General features: G+C 68.3%; 17 protein-coding genes. 9 read left to right on the top strand and 8 right to left on the bottom strand.

The genetic code is table 11. The annotated features are described in order from the left end of the window. The 4 genes from D8896_RS06655 to D8896_RS06640 form a co-directional block, all read right to left on the bottom strand. A complete protein-coding gene (locus D8896_RS06655; protein ID WP_121821314.1) occupies window positions 1–1,002 on the bottom strand; it encodes a carbohydrate ABC transporter permease in 1,002 nt (333 codons plus the stop codon). Between the two features lie 9 nt (window positions 1,003–1,011). Beyond that, complete coding sequence (locus D8896_RS06650) at window positions 1,012–2,469, bottom strand: substrate-binding domain-containing protein (RefSeq protein WP_121821313.1); 1,458 nt, start codon at window positions 2,467–2,469, stop codon at window positions 1,012–1,014. 126 nt (window positions 2,470–2,595) lie between these two features. After that, window positions 2,596–3,687 carry a TrmB family transcriptional regulator gene (locus D8896_RS06645; RefSeq protein WP_121821312.1) on the bottom strand — a complete coding sequence of 364 codons (1,092 nt, stop codon included), beginning with the start codon at window positions 3,685–3,687 and terminating at the stop codon, window positions 2,596–2,598. Between the two features lie 43 nt (window positions 3,688–3,730). Next, on the bottom strand, window positions 3,731–4,720 hold the full coding sequence (locus tag D8896_RS06640) for an aldo/keto reductase (RefSeq protein WP_121821311.1): 990 nt from the start codon (window positions 4,718–4,720) through the stop codon (window positions 3,731–3,733). Between the two features lie 76 nt (window positions 4,721–4,796). Here D8896_RS06640 and D8896_RS06635 point away from each other — a divergent pair, with 76 nt between their 5' ends. Further along, window positions 4,797–5,636: a hypothetical protein gene (locus D8896_RS06635; protein WP_162991484.1), complete on the top strand. Its 840-nt coding sequence runs from the start codon at window positions 4,797–4,799 to the stop codon at window positions 5,634–5,636. On the opposite strand, the gene trmB is transcribed toward D8896_RS06635, so the two are convergent. Together trmB and D8896_RS06625 are read right to left on the bottom strand one after the other, a co-directional pair. Continuing rightward, window positions 5,633–6,694: an HTH-type sugar sensing transcriptional regulator TrmB gene (trmB, locus tag D8896_RS06630; RefSeq protein ID WP_121821309.1), complete on the bottom strand. Its 1,062-nt coding sequence runs from the start codon at window positions 6,692–6,694 to the stop codon at window positions 5,633–5,635. The two genes, D8896_RS06635 and trmB, sit on opposite strands and share 4 nt — an antisense overlap. Window positions 6,695–6,810: 116 nt before the next feature. Continuing rightward, complete coding sequence (locus D8896_RS06625; protein WP_121821308.1) at window positions 6,811–7,554, bottom strand: proteasome assembly chaperone family protein; 744 nt, start codon at window positions 7,552–7,554, stop codon at window positions 6,811–6,813. A 165-nt stretch (window positions 7,555–7,719) separates the two neighbouring features. Here D8896_RS06625 and D8896_RS06620 point away from each other — a divergent pair, with 165 nt between their 5' ends. Further along, window positions 7,720–8,694, top strand: a complete 975-nt coding sequence (locus tag D8896_RS06620) for a mechanosensitive ion channel family protein (protein WP_121821307.1) — start codon at window positions 7,720–7,722, stop codon at window positions 8,692–8,694. Here D8896_RS06620 and D8896_RS06615 read toward each other — a convergent pair whose 3' ends face one another. Next, window positions 8,695–9,099 carry a universal stress protein gene (locus D8896_RS06615; RefSeq protein WP_121821306.1) on the bottom strand — a complete coding sequence of 135 codons (405 nt, stop codon included), beginning with the start codon at window positions 9,097–9,099 and terminating at the stop codon, window positions 8,695–8,697. It lies immediately after the preceding gene. A gap of 115 nt (window positions 9,100–9,214) precedes the next feature. Here D8896_RS06615 and D8896_RS06610 point away from each other — a divergent pair, with 115 nt between their 5' ends. Together D8896_RS06610 and D8896_RS06605 are read left to right on the top strand one after the other, a co-directional pair. Beyond that, the gene (locus D8896_RS06610) at window positions 9,215–9,454 is read left to right on the top strand and encodes a DUF5816 domain-containing protein (protein WP_121821305.1); all 240 of its coding nucleotides are present in this window, start codon (window positions 9,215–9,217) and stop codon (window positions 9,452–9,454) included. Window positions 9,455–9,568: 114 nt separating this feature from the next. Next, window positions 9,569–9,886: a DUF7116 family protein gene (locus D8896_RS06605; RefSeq protein WP_121821304.1), complete on the top strand. Its 318-nt coding sequence runs from the start codon at window positions 9,569–9,571 to the stop codon at window positions 9,884–9,886. Between the two features lie 34 nt (window positions 9,887–9,920). On the opposite strand, the gene D8896_RS06600 is transcribed toward D8896_RS06605, so the two are convergent. Then, window positions 9,921–11,117: a pyridoxal-phosphate-dependent aminotransferase family protein gene (locus tag D8896_RS06600; RefSeq protein WP_121821303.1), complete on the bottom strand. Its 1,197-nt coding sequence runs from the start codon at window positions 11,115–11,117 to the stop codon at window positions 9,921–9,923. Window positions 11,118–11,198: 81 nt separating this feature from the next. Between D8896_RS06600 and D8896_RS06595 the strand changes: the two genes are divergently transcribed. The 5 genes from D8896_RS06595 to D8896_RS06575 all read left to right on the top strand — a co-directional run bounded on the left by D8896_RS06595 (window position 11,199) and on the right by D8896_RS06575 (window position 16,016). Beyond that, entirely contained in the window at window positions 11,199–11,780 is a 582-nt protein-coding gene (locus tag D8896_RS06595) for a mechanosensitive ion channel domain-containing protein (RefSeq protein WP_121821302.1), read from the top strand. Between the two features lie 79 nt (window positions 11,781–11,859). Beyond that, complete coding sequence (locus D8896_RS06590) at window positions 11,860–12,825, top strand: metal-dependent hydrolase (RefSeq protein ID WP_121821301.1); 966 nt, start codon at window positions 11,860–11,862, stop codon at window positions 12,823–12,825. Between the two features lie 71 nt (window positions 12,826–12,896). Continuing rightward, a complete protein-coding gene (locus D8896_RS06585; protein ID WP_121821300.1) occupies window positions 12,897–13,514 on the top strand; it encodes a hypothetical protein in 618 nt (205 codons plus the stop codon). Further along, window positions 13,511–14,176 (top strand): hypothetical protein, encoded by a 666-nt coding sequence (locus D8896_RS06580; protein WP_121821299.1) that lies wholly within the window; start codon window positions 13,511–13,513, stop codon window positions 14,174–14,176. The genes D8896_RS06585 and D8896_RS06580 overlap by 4 nt, the downstream gene beginning before the upstream one ends. A gap of 64 nt (window positions 14,177–14,240) precedes the next feature. Beyond that, window positions 14,241–16,016: an ABC transporter substrate-binding protein gene (locus tag D8896_RS06575; protein WP_121821298.1), complete on the top strand. Its 1,776-nt coding sequence runs from the start codon at window positions 14,241–14,243 to the stop codon at window positions 16,014–16,016. The last annotated feature ends 16 nt before the right edge of the window (window positions 16,017–16,032 follow it).

The raw sequence follows: 16,032 nt of genomic DNA, 5'->3' as shown, positions 1-16,032 counted from the left end.
TCAGATCCCCTCCCGTGCCTGCTGCACGATTATCACGGACACTGCGACCCCGATGATCGCGGCGGTGACGAAGGCGATGGTCGCCGACGTCGCGTACCGCGGGGGCGAACTGAACGTCTGCACGACCATACACGACAGCGACGGCACGACCTGACAGCTCGACACGGTGTCGATCACGCCGTAGACGCGCATCGCTGCGACGGTCCGGAACAGCACCGCGACGCCGACCGTCGGCAGGATGAGCGGCAGGGTGATCATCCGGAACTGCTGCCACTTCGACGCGCCGGCGACCTTCGCCACGTCGTAGAGGCTCCGGTCGATGCTCTGGAGCCCGGCGAGGATGAGCAGCGCCATGAACGCCGACGTCTTCCAGATGTCGGCCACGATGATGATGAACATCGCGCTCGCCGGGTCGTTCAGCGTGTTCTGCGCCGCGAGCAGCCCCATGTCGGCGAGGGGTGCGGTCGCGAAGCCGATGCCGGGGCGGAACATCAGGTAGAATATCATCCCCTGGATCACGATCGGAACGGCCCACGGGATGATGATCGCGACCCGGACCCACCGCCGGCCGCGGAAGTCCTGGTCGAGGATGAGCGCCTGCCCGAAGCCGATGATCGTCTCGAAGAACACGCTCACGATCGTGAAGATCAGCGTCACGCCGACGGCGCTGCCAAGCAGGTTGCTGATGCTGAGCCACGACCCCTCGGGGAGGAAGTTCGCGCCGCCGAGCCACACGTCCTTCTCGCCGTTGAACAGTTCGACGTAGTTCTGGAACCCGACGAACTCGCCGACCCTGCCGGTTGCGTCCGCGTGCAGCGACATCTCGAACGTCGCCAGCAGCGGGTACAGCGCGACCGCCCCGAGGATGAGGAACACGGGGGTCAACAGCAGGTACGCGAACCCGGTGTCCCCGAGGTTCTCCATCCAGCGGACTGCCGAGACGAGCGGCCCCGACCGGCGGGATTCACGCCCCGGCCCGTCCGTAGGCTGTTCCGTGCTCATCCCACTCGGTTACGCCTGATCCTCGATGTTTTCGAGCTGGCCCTGCAGGTCCGCCATGGCCTGCGAGGGGTCTTTCTCGCCCGCGACGGCGCGGTTGGCCTGCTCGGCGATGACCGGGACCTGGTTGGGCCACACGGACGTGACGGGACGGGCGATCGTGTTCTCGCCGGCCACCTGCAGCGTGTCCATGTAGCGGCCCATCGTGTCCAGGTTCCGTGCCTCCTCGGACTCGAACAGCGCGGGCTTCGGCGGCACCCAGCCGTACAGCTCCATGATGCCGAGCAGCCACTCGTCGGTCGTCAGCACCTCCAGAACCTCGTTGACGTTCTCGGTGTTCTCGGTGTTGGGGTTGACGGTCGCGTGCCACCCGCCGAGCGCCGAGGCGGAGCCACCAGCACCCTGCTGGGCTGCGTTCTCCTCGGTGACCGCGTACGGCATGGGCATCGCGCCGTAGTCCTCGCCGAAGTTCTCCTCGGAGGCGTTGCTGGCGATGGCGTACGGCCAGTTGCGGTGCATCACCGCGTTGCCGTTGACCATCGGCGCGCGGGAGTCCTCCTCGTTCCACGAGGTGATCTCCGTCGGGGCGATACCGCCGGCGTAGTCCTCGCTGAGCTGGCTGAAGTTCGTGCCCTGGACGAACCGGGTCATCATCCGGAGCCCGTTGATCGTTTCCTCGGCGTCGACCGTGACCGGCCGTTCGCCGACGGGGCCGAACAGGTTCTCCCGGCCGCCGAAGTACGCGCCGCCCCACGAGGTCATGACCTCGTTGAACGTACAGCAGGCCGTGCCGACGTAGATGTCCCACTGGGTCGTGAAACCGTAGTCGACGCCGCTCTGCTCCTGGATGTCCGCCGTGATCTGCGACCACTCGGCCCACGTCATCGGCTCGGTCGCCCAGTTGTCGCTCTCGGGGTTGTAGCCGGCGTCCTCGGCCAGGTCCTTCCGGTACTGCATCGTCGGGAAGTCCGGGTACATCGGGACGCCGAACAGCTGGCCGTCGAGGTTGCGGGCGGTCGCGGTGAAGCCCTCGAAGTACTCGTCGTTGACCGTGGAGATGACCTCGTCACTGATCGCGTCCGAGTCGCTCAGGTTCTCGATCAGGCCCTGCTGGATGAACACGTTCACCCAGCCGTTGTCCATCATCAGGATGTCCGGGTCCGGCTCGCCGGTGCTGAGCAGACGGTTGTAGTTGTCGCGGCGTGCGCCCGTCTCCTCGTTCCCGGCGACCCACTCGATCTCGATGTCGTCCGAGAGGCCGGCCTCGTGCATCAGGTCCTTCGCATCGTCGCCGACCTCTTCGATGAACACCGGGTCCGTGCCGAACTGGACCGTGTTCCCGTTACCCCCTCCGCCGCCGCCGTAGACACAGCCGGCCAGGCCTGCCGCCACGCCGGATGCACCTGTCGCTTTCACGAACGTGCGCCGGGACACGCCCGAGCGCGCGCTGGGATCGGTATTGTCAGCCATTGCCAATCAAACGATGGGAGACATTGATACTTATATTTAATGGACTATATACTACAGGTGTTGTTAACTCTACTATCCACCCGGTAACAGCTGTGTACCACCGATATTCGAATCAGGCAGTCAGAGTCAGCGGTCAGACGGCGGTTCGAGGAGCGTGATCCGGACGGCTTCGATCTCCTCCAGCATGGCCCCCCAGCCGCCGACGACGTACTCGCCCTGGTCAGTGTCGATCGTGAGTTGGACGCGCCCGGCGAGATGCGACAGCGGCGGCTCCGCGCCGCCGTCGTCGGAGCCGCCGGAGTAGGTCGTGTCCACGATCCGGCCGGTCAGCTCGACGCGTTCGTCGGTCGCGGTCTCGAACCCCTCGATCCGGACCGGGATCGTTTCGCCGGCCTCCAGCAGCGGTTCGATCTCCTGGATGCACTGCCGGATGTCGACGTACGTTATCGGCGGCTCGGTCCGCACTTCGGAGTAGACGGGTTCCCACACCCCCCACAGGCACGTCTTGAAGTACCAGTTGAACACGTACGTGTGGGTCCGGTCGTCGACGAGGATGCCGTACTCGTTGACCGAGTCGGTGTGTGGGGTGAAACAGGTCCAGGTCCGGTCGACCAGCGCGATGAACGGCGACGGGAGCGTCCGGTGTCGCGCCTCCGTGCAGGTGTCCGCGAGCGCCGACTCGCCGGGGAGGGAGTCAGCCCGGACTTCATCGTCGTGCGTATACAGCGAGAGCTTGATGTTGACGTCGTCGTCGCGAGCCTCGGCCAGCGCGGGCGCGAGCCGCTCGTACTGTTCCGGATCCGCGGACAGCTGGACCTGGTTGTCGGCGTCCCTGATGAGTTCCTCGGCCCGGTCGAGCACCGTCTCGAACCGCTTGACGATGCTGACGCGATGGTCCTCCATCGGCGGGCTCTCCCAGCGGTTCTCTATCTCCTCGGCCGCCGTCGAGAAGCGGTCCGCCCGGGTCTGGAGGTCCTCAAGCACCTCGGACGGGCTGTGTGCCCGAGCATGGAGGCTCCCCTGCTGATACGTCTCGATGTACCCCTCCGTCTCCAGGTCGCGGAGCACGTCGTAGATGCGCGGGTCGGGGACTGAACTGGCCTCGGCGATGTCGGTGGCGGGTGATGCACCGAGTTCCAGCACCGCGACGTAGGCGTCTGCCTGGTACGGCGAGAGTCCGGCGTCTTCGAGTACGTCGGTCAGGTCGTCCGTGTTCATAGATCTGTGATATAGCTGTCAGCCATCGGTTCGGACAGCCGCATCAATCTTTCCCTGCTGCCGGCCACGATGGCCGTTTCGGCGCTTCGATCCGTTCGATCTCCGCGTCCGTCAGGGACACGTCGACCGCCCCGACGTTCTCCGCCAGATGGCCGGTCGACCGCGGTCCGATGATCGGGGCGTCGACCACGTCCTTGTGCAGCAGCCACGCGAGGCTCACCTGTGCGGGCGTCGCCCCCTTGTCCGCGGCGATCTCCCGGATCTCGTCCAACACCGCCCAGTTCTCCTCGGTGAACCGCTGCCGGGTGTACTCGTCGGCGTCCGCCCGCAGGCCGTCGTCGGGGTCCTCGCCGCGCTCGTACTTGCCGGTGAGGAAGCCGCCCGCCAGCGGCGACCACGGGATGACGCCGACGCCCTCCATCTCGCAGACCGGCAGGAGGTTCGCCTCCTCGTGGCGGTCGACGGCGTTGTACTCCGGCTGCATGCAGACGAACCGCTCGTAGTTCTCCACGTCGGCGGTGTACAGCGCCTTCTGGAACTGCCAGTTGGGCATCGTGCTCGCGCCGACGTACCGCACCGTCCCCTCCTCGACCAGGTGGTCCAGGGCCGACAGCGTCTCCTCGATCGGCGTGTCGTCGTCCCAGCGGTGGATCTGATAGAGGTCGATGTAGTCGGTACCGAGCCGCTCCAAACTCTTCTCGGCCTGCTCCAGAACGTGCTTGCGCGACAGTCCCTGCCCGTTCGGTCCCTCGCGCATCCGGCCGTACACCTTCGTCGCGACCACGAGTTCGTCGCGTCGGCCCTCGATGGCGTCGCCGACTATCTCCTCGCTCTCCCCCTGCGAGTAGACGTTCGCCGTGTCGAGGAAGTTGATCCCGAGGTCCAGCGCGCGGTCGATGACCTCGCGGCTCTCGGCCTCGTCCCCGATCATCCACGGTTCGTCGCTGCCGAAGTTCATGCAGCCGAGACAGAGCCGGGAGACTTCCAGTCCCGTGTCGCCGAGCCGCGTGTACTCCATGGGAGAACTGGTCATACTAATTACTACCACACCCGTGGTTAAAAATTCTGACGCCGGAACGCTGAAGCCCTCCCCGCCGGACTGCCCGACTATGTCGACCCTGCTGGACGCTGTCAGACGGCCGGAACATACGGGCGACCGGCGCTGCTGGCCCTGTACGGCGGTCAACGGCCTGTTGCTTGCGGTTGCTAGCGTCGGGGTGGCTGTCGTCAGTCCGCCGGCCGCCGCGGCCGTCGCCGTCGTCGGTGCCGCGGCGATAGCCGTCCGCGGGTATCTGGTCCCATACACCCCGCAGTTCGCCCCGAAACTCGTCGCTGCGCTCCCGGTCGACCCCTTCCACGGGGGCGACGCCGGCGAAGCGCCGGGGGCCGACGGAACGAGCGACGCGCTCGCCGGGGAAGAGGACGACGACGGCTCCGGGGCGGCTGGCGAGGATGTGCTCGCCGCGCTCGTCGACGCCGGCGTCGTCGTCCCGGACGGCGAGACGCTGTATCTGGACGAGTCGTTCCGCGAGGCGTGGCGCGCCGAGGTCGAGACGCTTCGGGGGATGAACGAGGACGCGCTGGCCGCCGCCGCGGCGGACGCCGCGCCCGCGGCCGAGGAGGCGCGCGTCGAGCGGGTCGGCTCCCGGCGGTACGTCATCATCGATCCCGGAACCGGGTCGGCGGTCGACGAGCGACAGTTGACCGTTCCTGTCGCGCTCGCGTCGGTCGGCGCGGCGCGGGCGCTTGCGGACCGGGTCGACGACCCCGCCGTCCGGTCGGCGGCCGCGGAGCCGCTCCGGACCTTCCTGGAGCGGTGTCCGGCCTGCGACGGCCCGGTCGAGGAGACGACGGAGACGCGGTGTTGCGGCGGGCCGCGGGACCCCACGGGCGGCCCCGCGGACGTGCTGGCCTGCGCGGACTGCGAGGAGCGGCTGTACACCTTCTAGGGTTCGAACGACGGCGGCTCGTCCCGGCCGATCCGGATCTCGTAGGCCTCGATGTCCTCGAACGCGGCGACCTGTCCGCCGATGTCGACCCGCCCGTCCTCGGTCTCGACGGTGAGCGCGGCGACCTCCTCGCTGGCCTCGAAGGCGATGTCGGCGACCTTCCCCTGAACCATGCGGGACTCGCCGGTCTCCACGTCCCGGCCCTGTATCGTCGCGTAGAACTCGCCGCCCGCCTCGATGAGGTGTTTCACGCACCGGCGGATCGAGGCGTAACGACGCGGAAACGGCCGGTCGGAGCCGTCGGCGGCCAGCGTCTTCGCCGCCGTCGTCCAGAGCACGGTGCCGAAGAAGCCCGAGACGAGGAAGCCGAGCGCCGAGCGATTGAAGATGACGCCGTAGCGGTCCTGGTCGTCGCGGAGCGCGTCCTGCGTGGCGTAGATCGAGTACTCACCATCCGCGACGGCGATCACCGGCGTCGTGATCCCGCGCCGGGCGCGGGCCGTCGTGGCGACGCGCAGGTAATCGAACTCCTCGGGATCCGGCGCGTCGATGGCGGGCGTCAGGAGCAGTTCGACGCTCACGCCGTCGGCCCGCGCCGCCGCGAGGTCCTCCTCGAACCGCTCCAAGAGCTCCGGCGTCAGGGAGAGCGCGAGTTCGTACTCCGCCTCGTCGATCACCTCGGAGAGATACCGGAGGATCGTCGACCGCGACTTGACGAGCGACACCGCCTCCGTCTCGCGGGCGGGTGCCTGATACCGCGACTCCAGTTCCGACACCATCCCCGAGAGCGACGACTGCACGTCCGCGTACGCGTCCTCGGGGTCGACCGCGATGATCTTCATCGGGCGGGACTCGCGCAGTTCGACCAGCCCCCTGTCGCTCAGGCTCCGCACGGTGTCGTACACCCGCGGCTGAGGGATCTCCGTCTTGTCCGCGATCTCGCTGGCCGTCAGTTGCCCGTGTTCCAGCACCGAGAGGTACGCGTCGATCTCGTACTCGCCGAGGTTGAACCGCTCCCCGACCTGCTCCATCGTCGAGCGGAGGTCGTCCGTGGCCATGTAACCCACACGATCGTTCTTGGATAAAGGATTTACCGAAACGCGAGTTGCACCGCGTTTCGAAAACGAGTTTCATCCGGCCGCCCGTGCGTGCGCAGGCGCACACTCCCGGTGGGCTACATGTACATCCGGTCCTCGGGCCGGTCCTCGTCGGCGACCCGGTCGAGGCGCTCGGAGAGTTCGGCGTAGTACTGCTGGACGCCGTCGGCGAACTCGCGGAGCGGTCCGGTGTCGATGTCGAGGTCGTACAGGCCGGCGAGGGTGTCGAGCAGGCGGAGCGCCGCCTCGGCGTCGGGCACCTGCGCGTGGACGGGCGTGACGAGGACGCCGACCCGGAGGCTGCTCTCCATGCCCTGCTCCAGCAGCGCCGCGTTGACCCCGTCGAGGAAGCCGTTCGCCATCGGCGGTACGTCCGCGTCCGCGAGGCGGCGCTCCCGGTAGTCGTCGGTGGCGACGTAGAACGTCCGGTGCTCGTCGGGACCGTGGGCGACGGGGATCCCCGCGAGGACCGCTACCTCAAGCACCCCTTCCTCGTCCATCCAGTCGAGCAGCGACCGACCGAACCGGTCGGCGAGGGGGAGGGGGATCGACTGCTCGGAGAGCAGCAGCGTCGCGTCGACGCCCTCGCCCGAGAGGAACCGCGTCGGATGCCGCGGGCGGCCCGCCTCGAACGGCGTGATGGTCGGAACGCCCTCCGCGCTGACGTGGCCCTGTGGTTCGAGGCCGAGGTGGTCGGCGAGGTAGTCGACGGCGGTCAGCCCCGCGAGGCCGAACGACGAGAACCCCGCGATCACGGTTCGTTCCGGCGAGGCGTCCTCGCTGACCCGAAACGCCGAATCGTGACTCGCTCCCGTGTGCATACATCCCGTACGTGATGGCACCACTTCATACGGACTGTTGTACTCGGCCCCGACTGTCCCGGCCCGGGACCGGCGACGGCCGAGAGACAGGCACGACGGTCGCATCAGCGGCGGCGGATCGCCGCCGCCCCAACCCTTTTCTCGCGGGCCGGGTTCGTCTCCGGTATGTCGCAGGGTCGGGTTGAGGGGGAACCCACCGTCGGACAGGCGCAGGTCCGGGAGTGGTGGTCGGCGCTGCAGGAGCTGTCGTCGAGCGTGGAGCTCGTCGTGCCCGACCCCGTCATCGCGCTCGCCATCCTCGTGGTCGGCTGGTACGTCTCGCAGCTGGCCGTCCGACTGGCCGGCCGGAGCGTCGCCCGGCGGTTCCGACGCCCGAGCGTCACGCGGACCGTCCTCCGGGGCGTCCGGGCCGTGGTGTTGCTCGGGGCGGCCGCCTTGGCGGGCATCCAGGTCGGTCTCCAGCCGGGCGACGTGCTCATCTCCGTTACCGTCCTCTCCGCGGTGGTCGGTATCACCCTCGCGCCGATCGCGAGTAGCATCATCAGCGGGCTGTTCGTCCTCGCGGACCAGCCCTACGAGATCGGCGACATGATCGAACTGGCCGACCGCGGCCAGCGCGGCTACGTCGAGGACATCACGCTGCGGTACACGAAGATGATGACGCTCGACAACACGTTCCTCGTCATCCCCAACTCCAGCATCCGCGAGCGCGACATCGTGAACCACTCCGCCGAGGACGAGCGGACGCGCCTGTCGCTGTCGGTGCAGGTGACCTACGAGAGCGACGTGGAGACCGCCCGCCACCTGATGGAGCGGGCCGCGAGGGACGTCGACGCCGTCGTGGGCGGCGGCCCGACGATCCGCATCGGCGCGGCGCGGTACCCGGCGGCCCCGACGTGCTACGTCGACGAGTACGCCGACGACGGCGTCCTGCTCACGCTCCGCTACTGGGCGAAACAGCCGTACAAACTGCTGACGGTGCGGTCGGCGGTGAACGAGCGGATCCGGACGGCGTTTTCCGAGACCGACGACGTGACGATCGCCTACCCGCACCAGCATCTCGTGTTCGACGACACCAGCGGGACCGCGAGCGTCCACGTCGACGGCGGAGCCACCGGGCCGGACGAGCGCGGGGCGTAACTACTCCAGGCCGACCGTGACGACCTGACAGGAGAGGTGTTTGCGGAGATACCGCTCGATGTCCGGTTCGTCGAGTATCCGCCGGAGCATCCGCCGCCACCGTCCGACCTGCTTGTGCCCGATCACGACCACGTCCGCGTCCTCGGCGGCGACCTCCTCCAGGATGGACTCCTCGATCAGGAATCCCGTCCGGACGGCGTAGCGAACGTTCGAGAGGTCGCCGAACTCCCGCTCGACGGCCTGTTTCAGCGCCGATCGGTTCACCGTCTTCCCGTTCTGGTAGAGGTTCACGTGAAGCACCGTGAGTTCGCCGTCGCGCTCCGCGGCGAGGGCGAGCGCCTCCGAGAGGGTCCGTTTGGAGTGTTTCGAGAGGGGGTAGCGGACGGGGACGACGATGCGGGTCATTACAGGGTCCCAGCGCGTCACCGCCGGTAAACTTTCTCAATCGTCGGCTACCCGACCTGCCCGCCCCGCGACCCGATCGGCGGCGTTTAAGCGCCCGGGACGCATTATCGGGCCCATGGAGGAGCGAACGACGGACGAGGGCGAGACGGTGTACGTCGACCGCGGCGACGGCGACCGCGGTACCGACGGTCCCTTCTTCGTCACGTATCGGACGCCCGACCGGGAGCGCAGGTACGGCTGGTTCTGCTCGAACTGCGAGACGTTCGACAACGCGATGGACTCGATGGGCCGGATCGAATGCAACGTCTGTGGCAACTTCCGGAAGCCGACCGAGTGGGACGCCGCCCACGAGTGAGCGCAAGCCGTATGAGCGCGATGGTGCCGCCGACGCCCGTAGCCACCGGAACGACGTATCAACGAGCCGTTCCGTGAGAAAGCTTATAACCCATCCCGTGGTACACGGTATCGAATGGGACCTGTTACCACGCAGCTGGACGAACAGGCCAGGACGATCTTCACCGACCTCGGCTACACCGTCACGGACGACGGCGAGGAGTTCCGCGCCGAGCGCGACTGGAAATCGGTCCGCGTGACAGTGACCGAGGAGCCGTCCGAAACGCCCGAGTCAGGGCGCTATCGCTGTTTCGTAACCTCCGAGGAACAGGCCCCGACCCTTCGAAACCGACTCCAGCGCGCTGACCCCGAGTACGAGTGGGCGATCATCTCGGTCGCCGACGACGATTACGAGGTCGTCCGCGCACCCCCGTGCCGCGACACGGCGGTCTGAAAGCGACCGTCGCCGCGGTCTGACCCCGCAAGCGTCAGCCCAGCCGTTCACTCGTCGCCGACAGCCCGGCGTCCACGTCGACGTCAGCGCCCTGTCGCTCCAGCACGTCGCCCAGCGCGCTCATGAGCAGGGCGACGTTGCCGGGGCGCGCGGAGTGGCCCATGCAGCCGATCCGGAATATCTCCCCGGAGAGGTCGCCAAGCCCGCCGGCGATCTCCAGGTCGTAGCCGTCCAGCAGCGCGTCGATCACGTCGCCGTCGTCGACGCCGTCGGGCACCCGGACCGCGTTGAGGCTCGGGAGCCAGTACTCGTCGGGCGCGTTCATCTCCAGCCCCATCGCCTCGACGCCGGCCTTCAGCGCGCCCGCCGTCTCGCGGTGGCGCTCCCAGCGCGCCTCGATCCCTTCCTCGGCGACCAGCCGGAGCGCCTCGCGGAGCGCGTACACGTTGGTGATCGGCGCGGTGTGGTGGTACGCGCGCTCGTCGCCCCAGTACCCCTCCAGCAAGGAGAGGTCGAGATACCACGACCGGGCCGGTTCCTCGCGGGAGAGCACCTTGTCCATCGCGCGGTCGTTCAGCGTGAGCGGGCTCGCGCCCGGCGGGCAGGAGAGACATTTCTGCGGGCCGGAGTAGGCCACGTCGACGTTCCACTCGTCGACGCGCAGTTCGACGCCGCCCAGCGACGTGACGCAGTCGGCTATCACGTACGCGTCGTGCTCGTGGGCGATCCGCGTCAGCTCCGGCACGTCGGGCTGGCGGACGCCCGTGCTCGTCTCCGCGTGGACGAAGCCGAACACGTCGGGCTGGTGCTCCGCGAACGCGTCCTCGACGTCGACGGGGTCGAGCGGCTCACCCCACGGCGCGTCGACGTGGACGACCTCGCCGCCCGCGCGCTCGGCCATGCTCTCCATCCGGCCGCCGAAGTAGCCGTTCGTCGGGACGAGCATCGTGTCGCCGGGCTCGACGAGGTTGCCGATGGCCGCCTCCATCGACGCCGAGCCGGTTCCGGACACCGGGATCGTCCACTTGTTGTCAGTGCGGAACGTGTACCTGAGCAGCTCCTGGACCTCGTTCATCACGTCGATGAAGGAGGGGTCGAGGTGGCCGACCAGCGGCGTGCTCATCGCACGGAGGACCCGCGGGTGCACGTCGCTCGGTCCCGGTCCCATCAGCGTCCGGTCCGGCGGCGTCAGTTCGCCGACCTCGGGCGCGTCGTCGCTGTCGCGTGGCATGGCGGCAACTGCGTGTGATGACGTCAAAAATCCTCGCCCCCCGGAACCACGTTTAACACGCCGGCGTCCGAGGTCCGTGCCATGTTACTTCAGATCACTGATGGGATCGTCGAGGTCGTCGAGGGGACGTTCAGGGAGTTCGGTGCCACGGTCGTCGGGGCACTCCCGCGGATCCTCGCCGGACTCCTGTTCGTCCTCATCGCCGCGGCCGGCGTGAAACTGGTCATGCTCGTCGTCTCTCGGTTCCTCAACCGTGCGTTCGCCGGGGAGGACCCCGTCTACCGGCAGTTCCTGGCCCGGATCACCGCCATCCTGCTGTGGTTCGCCGTCGCCCTCGCCTTTCTCTCGGTGGTCGGGCTGGGCCGGATCGCCGCCGCGCTCGGGACGGCGAGCGGGTTCGTCGCGCTGGGCGTCTCCTACGCCCTCTCGGGGATGATCGCCGACGCAGTCGCCGGGATCTACCTCCTGCGCGACCCGGACTTCATGCCCGGCGACACCGTCACCACCGGCGACAGGACCGGCGTGGTGCAGGCGATCGAACTCCGCAAGACGCGCCTCGAAGTGGACGGCGACACGCTCGTCCGCGCGAACGGGAAGATCGAGTCCGAGTGGACGAAACGCGAGGCGACCGACGCTGGCGACTCGACCGGGGCGGAGGGCTGATCCCGACACCCCGCGGGACGCGCCACGCTACCGTACCCCCCGAGGGGCTTAAGCGCTGGCGGCGCGTAGCCGAACTGTCATGATGGTCGGCCACGCGCTGTTCGCCTTCGCCATCGTCGCCGGCGGGCTTGCTGCCGCCGGGGCGAACCGCGAGCGGGCGCTGACGGTCGGCCTCGTCGCCGCCGGCTTCGCGGCCGCGCCGGACGCTGACATGGTGTACGCGCCGGTCGGCCTGCTCGACGCGACCGGCGGGCCGGTCGCCGCCGCGGAGTCGTTCTGGGCGGCGAGCACCGCCGTCCACCGGTCGGTCACGCACTCGCTGGTCGTCGCGGTTCCGGCGGCCGTCGCGTTCGCGCTCTGGAGCGACCGCTCCCGGCGCTCTCACGCGGCCGGCGTTGCGGTCGCGGGCGCGCTCGTCGCCACCGCGTTCGTCGTCACGGACCCGCTCGCCGCGATAGTGATGGCGGCGTTCCTCACGGCGGGTGCGCTCGTCGCGCGGCTGGCCGACACGTACGGCGGGCTGGGGCCGCGAACGGTGTTCGGAGCCGCGCTCGTCGGGCTCTGGTCGCACCCGTGGGGCGACGCGTTTACCGGCCAGCCGCCCCACCTGCTGTACCCCTTCGCCGACCGTGTGCTCGTCTCGCGCGTGGCGCTGTCGGCCGACCCGACGGTCCACCTCCTCGGCGCGTTCGCGGTCGAACTCGGCGTGCTGTGGCTCGCGGCCGCCGTCTACTGCCGACTCACCGACCGGTCGATCCCGGAGTACGTCGGCCGTCGTGCGGCGGTCGGCGGCCTGTACGGCGCGGCCGCGCTGGCGATCGACCCGCCGACGCTGTCCACGTCGTACCACTTCGTCTTCAGCATCCTCGCAGTGGGCCTGCTCATCGGGCCGCCGCTACGCCGTCCGACGCTGCCTCGCCGGCTTGGCCGTCCGGCGTGGACGCGGTCCGTCGACGGCGTCCTCGGACGAATCCTCACCGGGTTATCGGCGCTAACGGTTGCGCTGGCGGCGTACGCAGCCGCCTACGCTGTCGTGGCGATGTGACGACTGTCGGCTCGTCCCCTGTGCCGTTCCGCGGACGCAATCTTTTACACACGAGACGGCTACGTTAGCGTATGGCAGACGCGAACATCGACCGCCTCTTCCGCGACCGACGGCTCAACGCCGGGCTGGCCTGGCTGCTCGTCGGGTTCCTCGGACTCGTCGCGGTCGAGGAACTGCTGGTCGGCGAACTCCTGTGGGCCGGCTTCGCGGCGGCGGTCTTCGTCCTCTCGCTGCTCCCGTTCGTGGCGTACCGGTCGGCGGAAGTGATGCTCCCGTGGGAGGTGATCGCCGTCGCGGCGCTGCCCGTTCTCGGCAGGGCCGTCGCGACCGTCCCGGTCACCGGCACCCTCGCGACGTACATCTCGGTGGCGGCGGTCGCGCTCATCATCGCGGTCCAGATCCACGTGTTCACCGACGTGGACATGACGTACGGCTTCGCCATCCTCTTCGTCGTCGTCACCACGATGGCGGCGGCCGGCACGTGGGCCGTCGTCCGGTGGGCGGCCGACATCCAGCTTGGGACCGGGTTTCTCGACGGGTTCGCCGACCCGGAGCGCGCGCTGATGATGGAGTTCGTCTACTCCTTCGTCGCGGGGATCGTCGCGGGCGTCGTCTTCGAACTGTACTTCCGTCGGCGCGTCAAGCCGGAGGATCGCCTCCCCGGAGACGTGACGGAGGAGTTCGCATGAGGGTTCGCGACTACTTCGGGATCTCCCAGGAACGACAGAACCAGATCTCCTACGCGATGGAGATCGGACTGATCGTCCTCTTTTTCCTCGGGATGGAGCGAGGGAGCGTCGGCGTTATGGTCAACTGCGCGGTCGGACTGCTGGTGACACAGATCCCGACGCTGCTCCAGCGCGACTACGGCGTGCCGATGGACCCCGCGCTGACGCTGTGGATCACGAGCGCCGCGTTCCTCCACGCGCTCGGTGTGGTGGGGATCCCCGGGTCGGGAGCGACGTTCTACCGGACGGTCCCGTGGTGGGACCACATGACCCACGCGCTGTCGTCGTCGCTGGTCGCCGGCGCGGGGTACGCGACGGTCCGGGCGATCGAGGAACACAGCGAGGGCATACACCTCCCGGGTCGGTTCATGTTCGTGTTCATCCTCATGTTCGTGATGGCCTTCGGCGTGTTCTGGGAGGTCGTCGAGTTCGCCATCGCCGAGTTCGCCGCCGCGACCGGTGCGCCGCGCGTGCTCACCCAGTACAGTCTGGAGGACACGATGAAAGACCTCCTCTACAACCTCGGCGGGGCCGTGATCGTGGCGACGTGGGGAACCGCACACTTGACCGACGTGGTCGGTGCGATAGGGACCCGGCTCGAAAGCCGTTCCGAGACGGAGTGATGGCGCACGTTCCAGCCGTTCTCTCAAGGAAACAATCAAATACGGCCCGCCGCTTGGATGGTGTATGAAGGAGCGCGGTGCGAGTCTCGGCCGACGCCAGTTGCTCGGGGGACTCGGAGCGGCAGCAGCCGCCGGTACTGCCGGCTGTGTGACGGAGCTGTGGGCGAGTTCGACCCGGGACGCCCCCGACCAGATCTCGCTGACGGTCAAATCCCTCCCTGCCGACCAGGACGCCGCTGGCATCGAGATCGCTCGGCAGTACGCCGAACGACTGCAGTCGCTCGGTATCGACGCCTCGATCGAACCGAAAGCGGAGAGCGAACTGATGACCGACGTCCTTCTGGACCAGGAGTTCGACATCTTCGTCGCCCGACACCCGGGCATCGAACACCCCGACGAACTGTACTCGCTGCTTCACTCCCTGTTCGTGCAGGAGCAGGGCTGGCAGAACCCCTTTGGCATCACCAACGTCACGCTCGACGACGACCTGACCCGCCAGCGAACGTCGGACGGGCGGACGCGGGAGATGGCGATCGCGAGTGCGCTCCGAACGGCGGTCAACATTCAGCCGTTCTCCGTCATCGCCTACCCGGAGTTTCTCGGGGCCGCCGACGCCGAACTCCAGCGGAACTGGACCGTCCCGACGCTACAGCGGGCGGTCGACTACCTCCGGCTCAGCCCGACAGACACGGGCGACCCCCGCGACAGCATCCGCGTGGCGACACGGAACGGTGCGGTCACGGGTAACCGAAACCCGCTGGCGGTGGAGCAACACGACCGCGACCGGATACTCGGACTCATCTACGACCGGCTCTGCCGGCGGATCAACGGCGAGACCGTCCCCTGGCTGGCCCGGAGCTGGCGCTGGGTCGGCGACGAGGACGACACCGAATCGACGACGGCAGTTCTCAACCTCCGGGACGGACTGCAGTGGCACGACGGCGAGTCAATCACCGCCGACGACGTGGCGTTCACCTACCGGTTCCTGTCCGACACGTCGATGGGCAACGCGAACGGGACGGTCCCCGCCCCACGGTATCGCGCCGCCTCCAGCCTCGTCTCGTCGGTCACCGCGGTCTCGAACCGCCAGTGTCGGATCGAGTTCGACCCCTGTAGCCGGGACGTGGCGACGAGCGCGTTCGCAGTCCCGCTTTTCCCCCAACACGTCTGGTCCGAACAGACGAACGTGATCCAGGAGTACCTGACGCGAGCGCTCGTCTGGCAGAACCGCCAGCCGGTCGGAAGCGGGCCACTGGCGTTCGAAAGCGCGACCCAGGGACAGGGGCTCACCCTGACACGGTTCGACGACCACTTCCTCCTCGACGGCCGCGACCTGGACGCGCCAGTCGACGAGTTCGCGGGCAGGCCGGCGTACGAGAGCCTGCAGTTCTCCGTCGTCCCCTCCGGGCCGGCGGGGATCGAACTCGTGGAGAACGGCGAACTGGACATCATCGGGTCGTCGCTTGACACCGGTGACGTGCCACGGGCGAACCGCTCCGACTCGGTACAGCTCATGGTCGGCGACCCGCGCGAGTTCTACATCCTCGGGTTCAACACGCGGTCGGCACCGCTCTCGAACCCGCGGTTCCGGCAGGTGCTCGGACGCCTGCTCGACCGCCGGACGATCACCGACGAGATATTCGACAGCTACGCGACGCCCGGAAACGCCCCGCTGGTGGACGACCAGTACATCCCCGACGACCTGCAGTGGTCGGGGACGAGTGCCCTCGGAGAGTTCCCCGGGGAGGACGGGACCGTCGACGTCGAGGCGGCGAAACAGCTGTTCCGCGACGCCGGCTATCGGTACAGCAGCCAGGGCGAACTGCTGATCCAGGGGTAGCGCTGACTGCTTCCGT

Source organism: Halostella salina (assembly GCF_003675855.1).
GTDB classification, from domain to species: Archaea; Halobacteriota; Halobacteria; order Halobacteriales; family Natronoarchaeaceae; genus Halostella; species Halostella salina.
The sequence above is the reverse complement of the archived record's forward strand: the minus strand, read 5'-3'. Positions and strand labels throughout refer to the sequence as shown.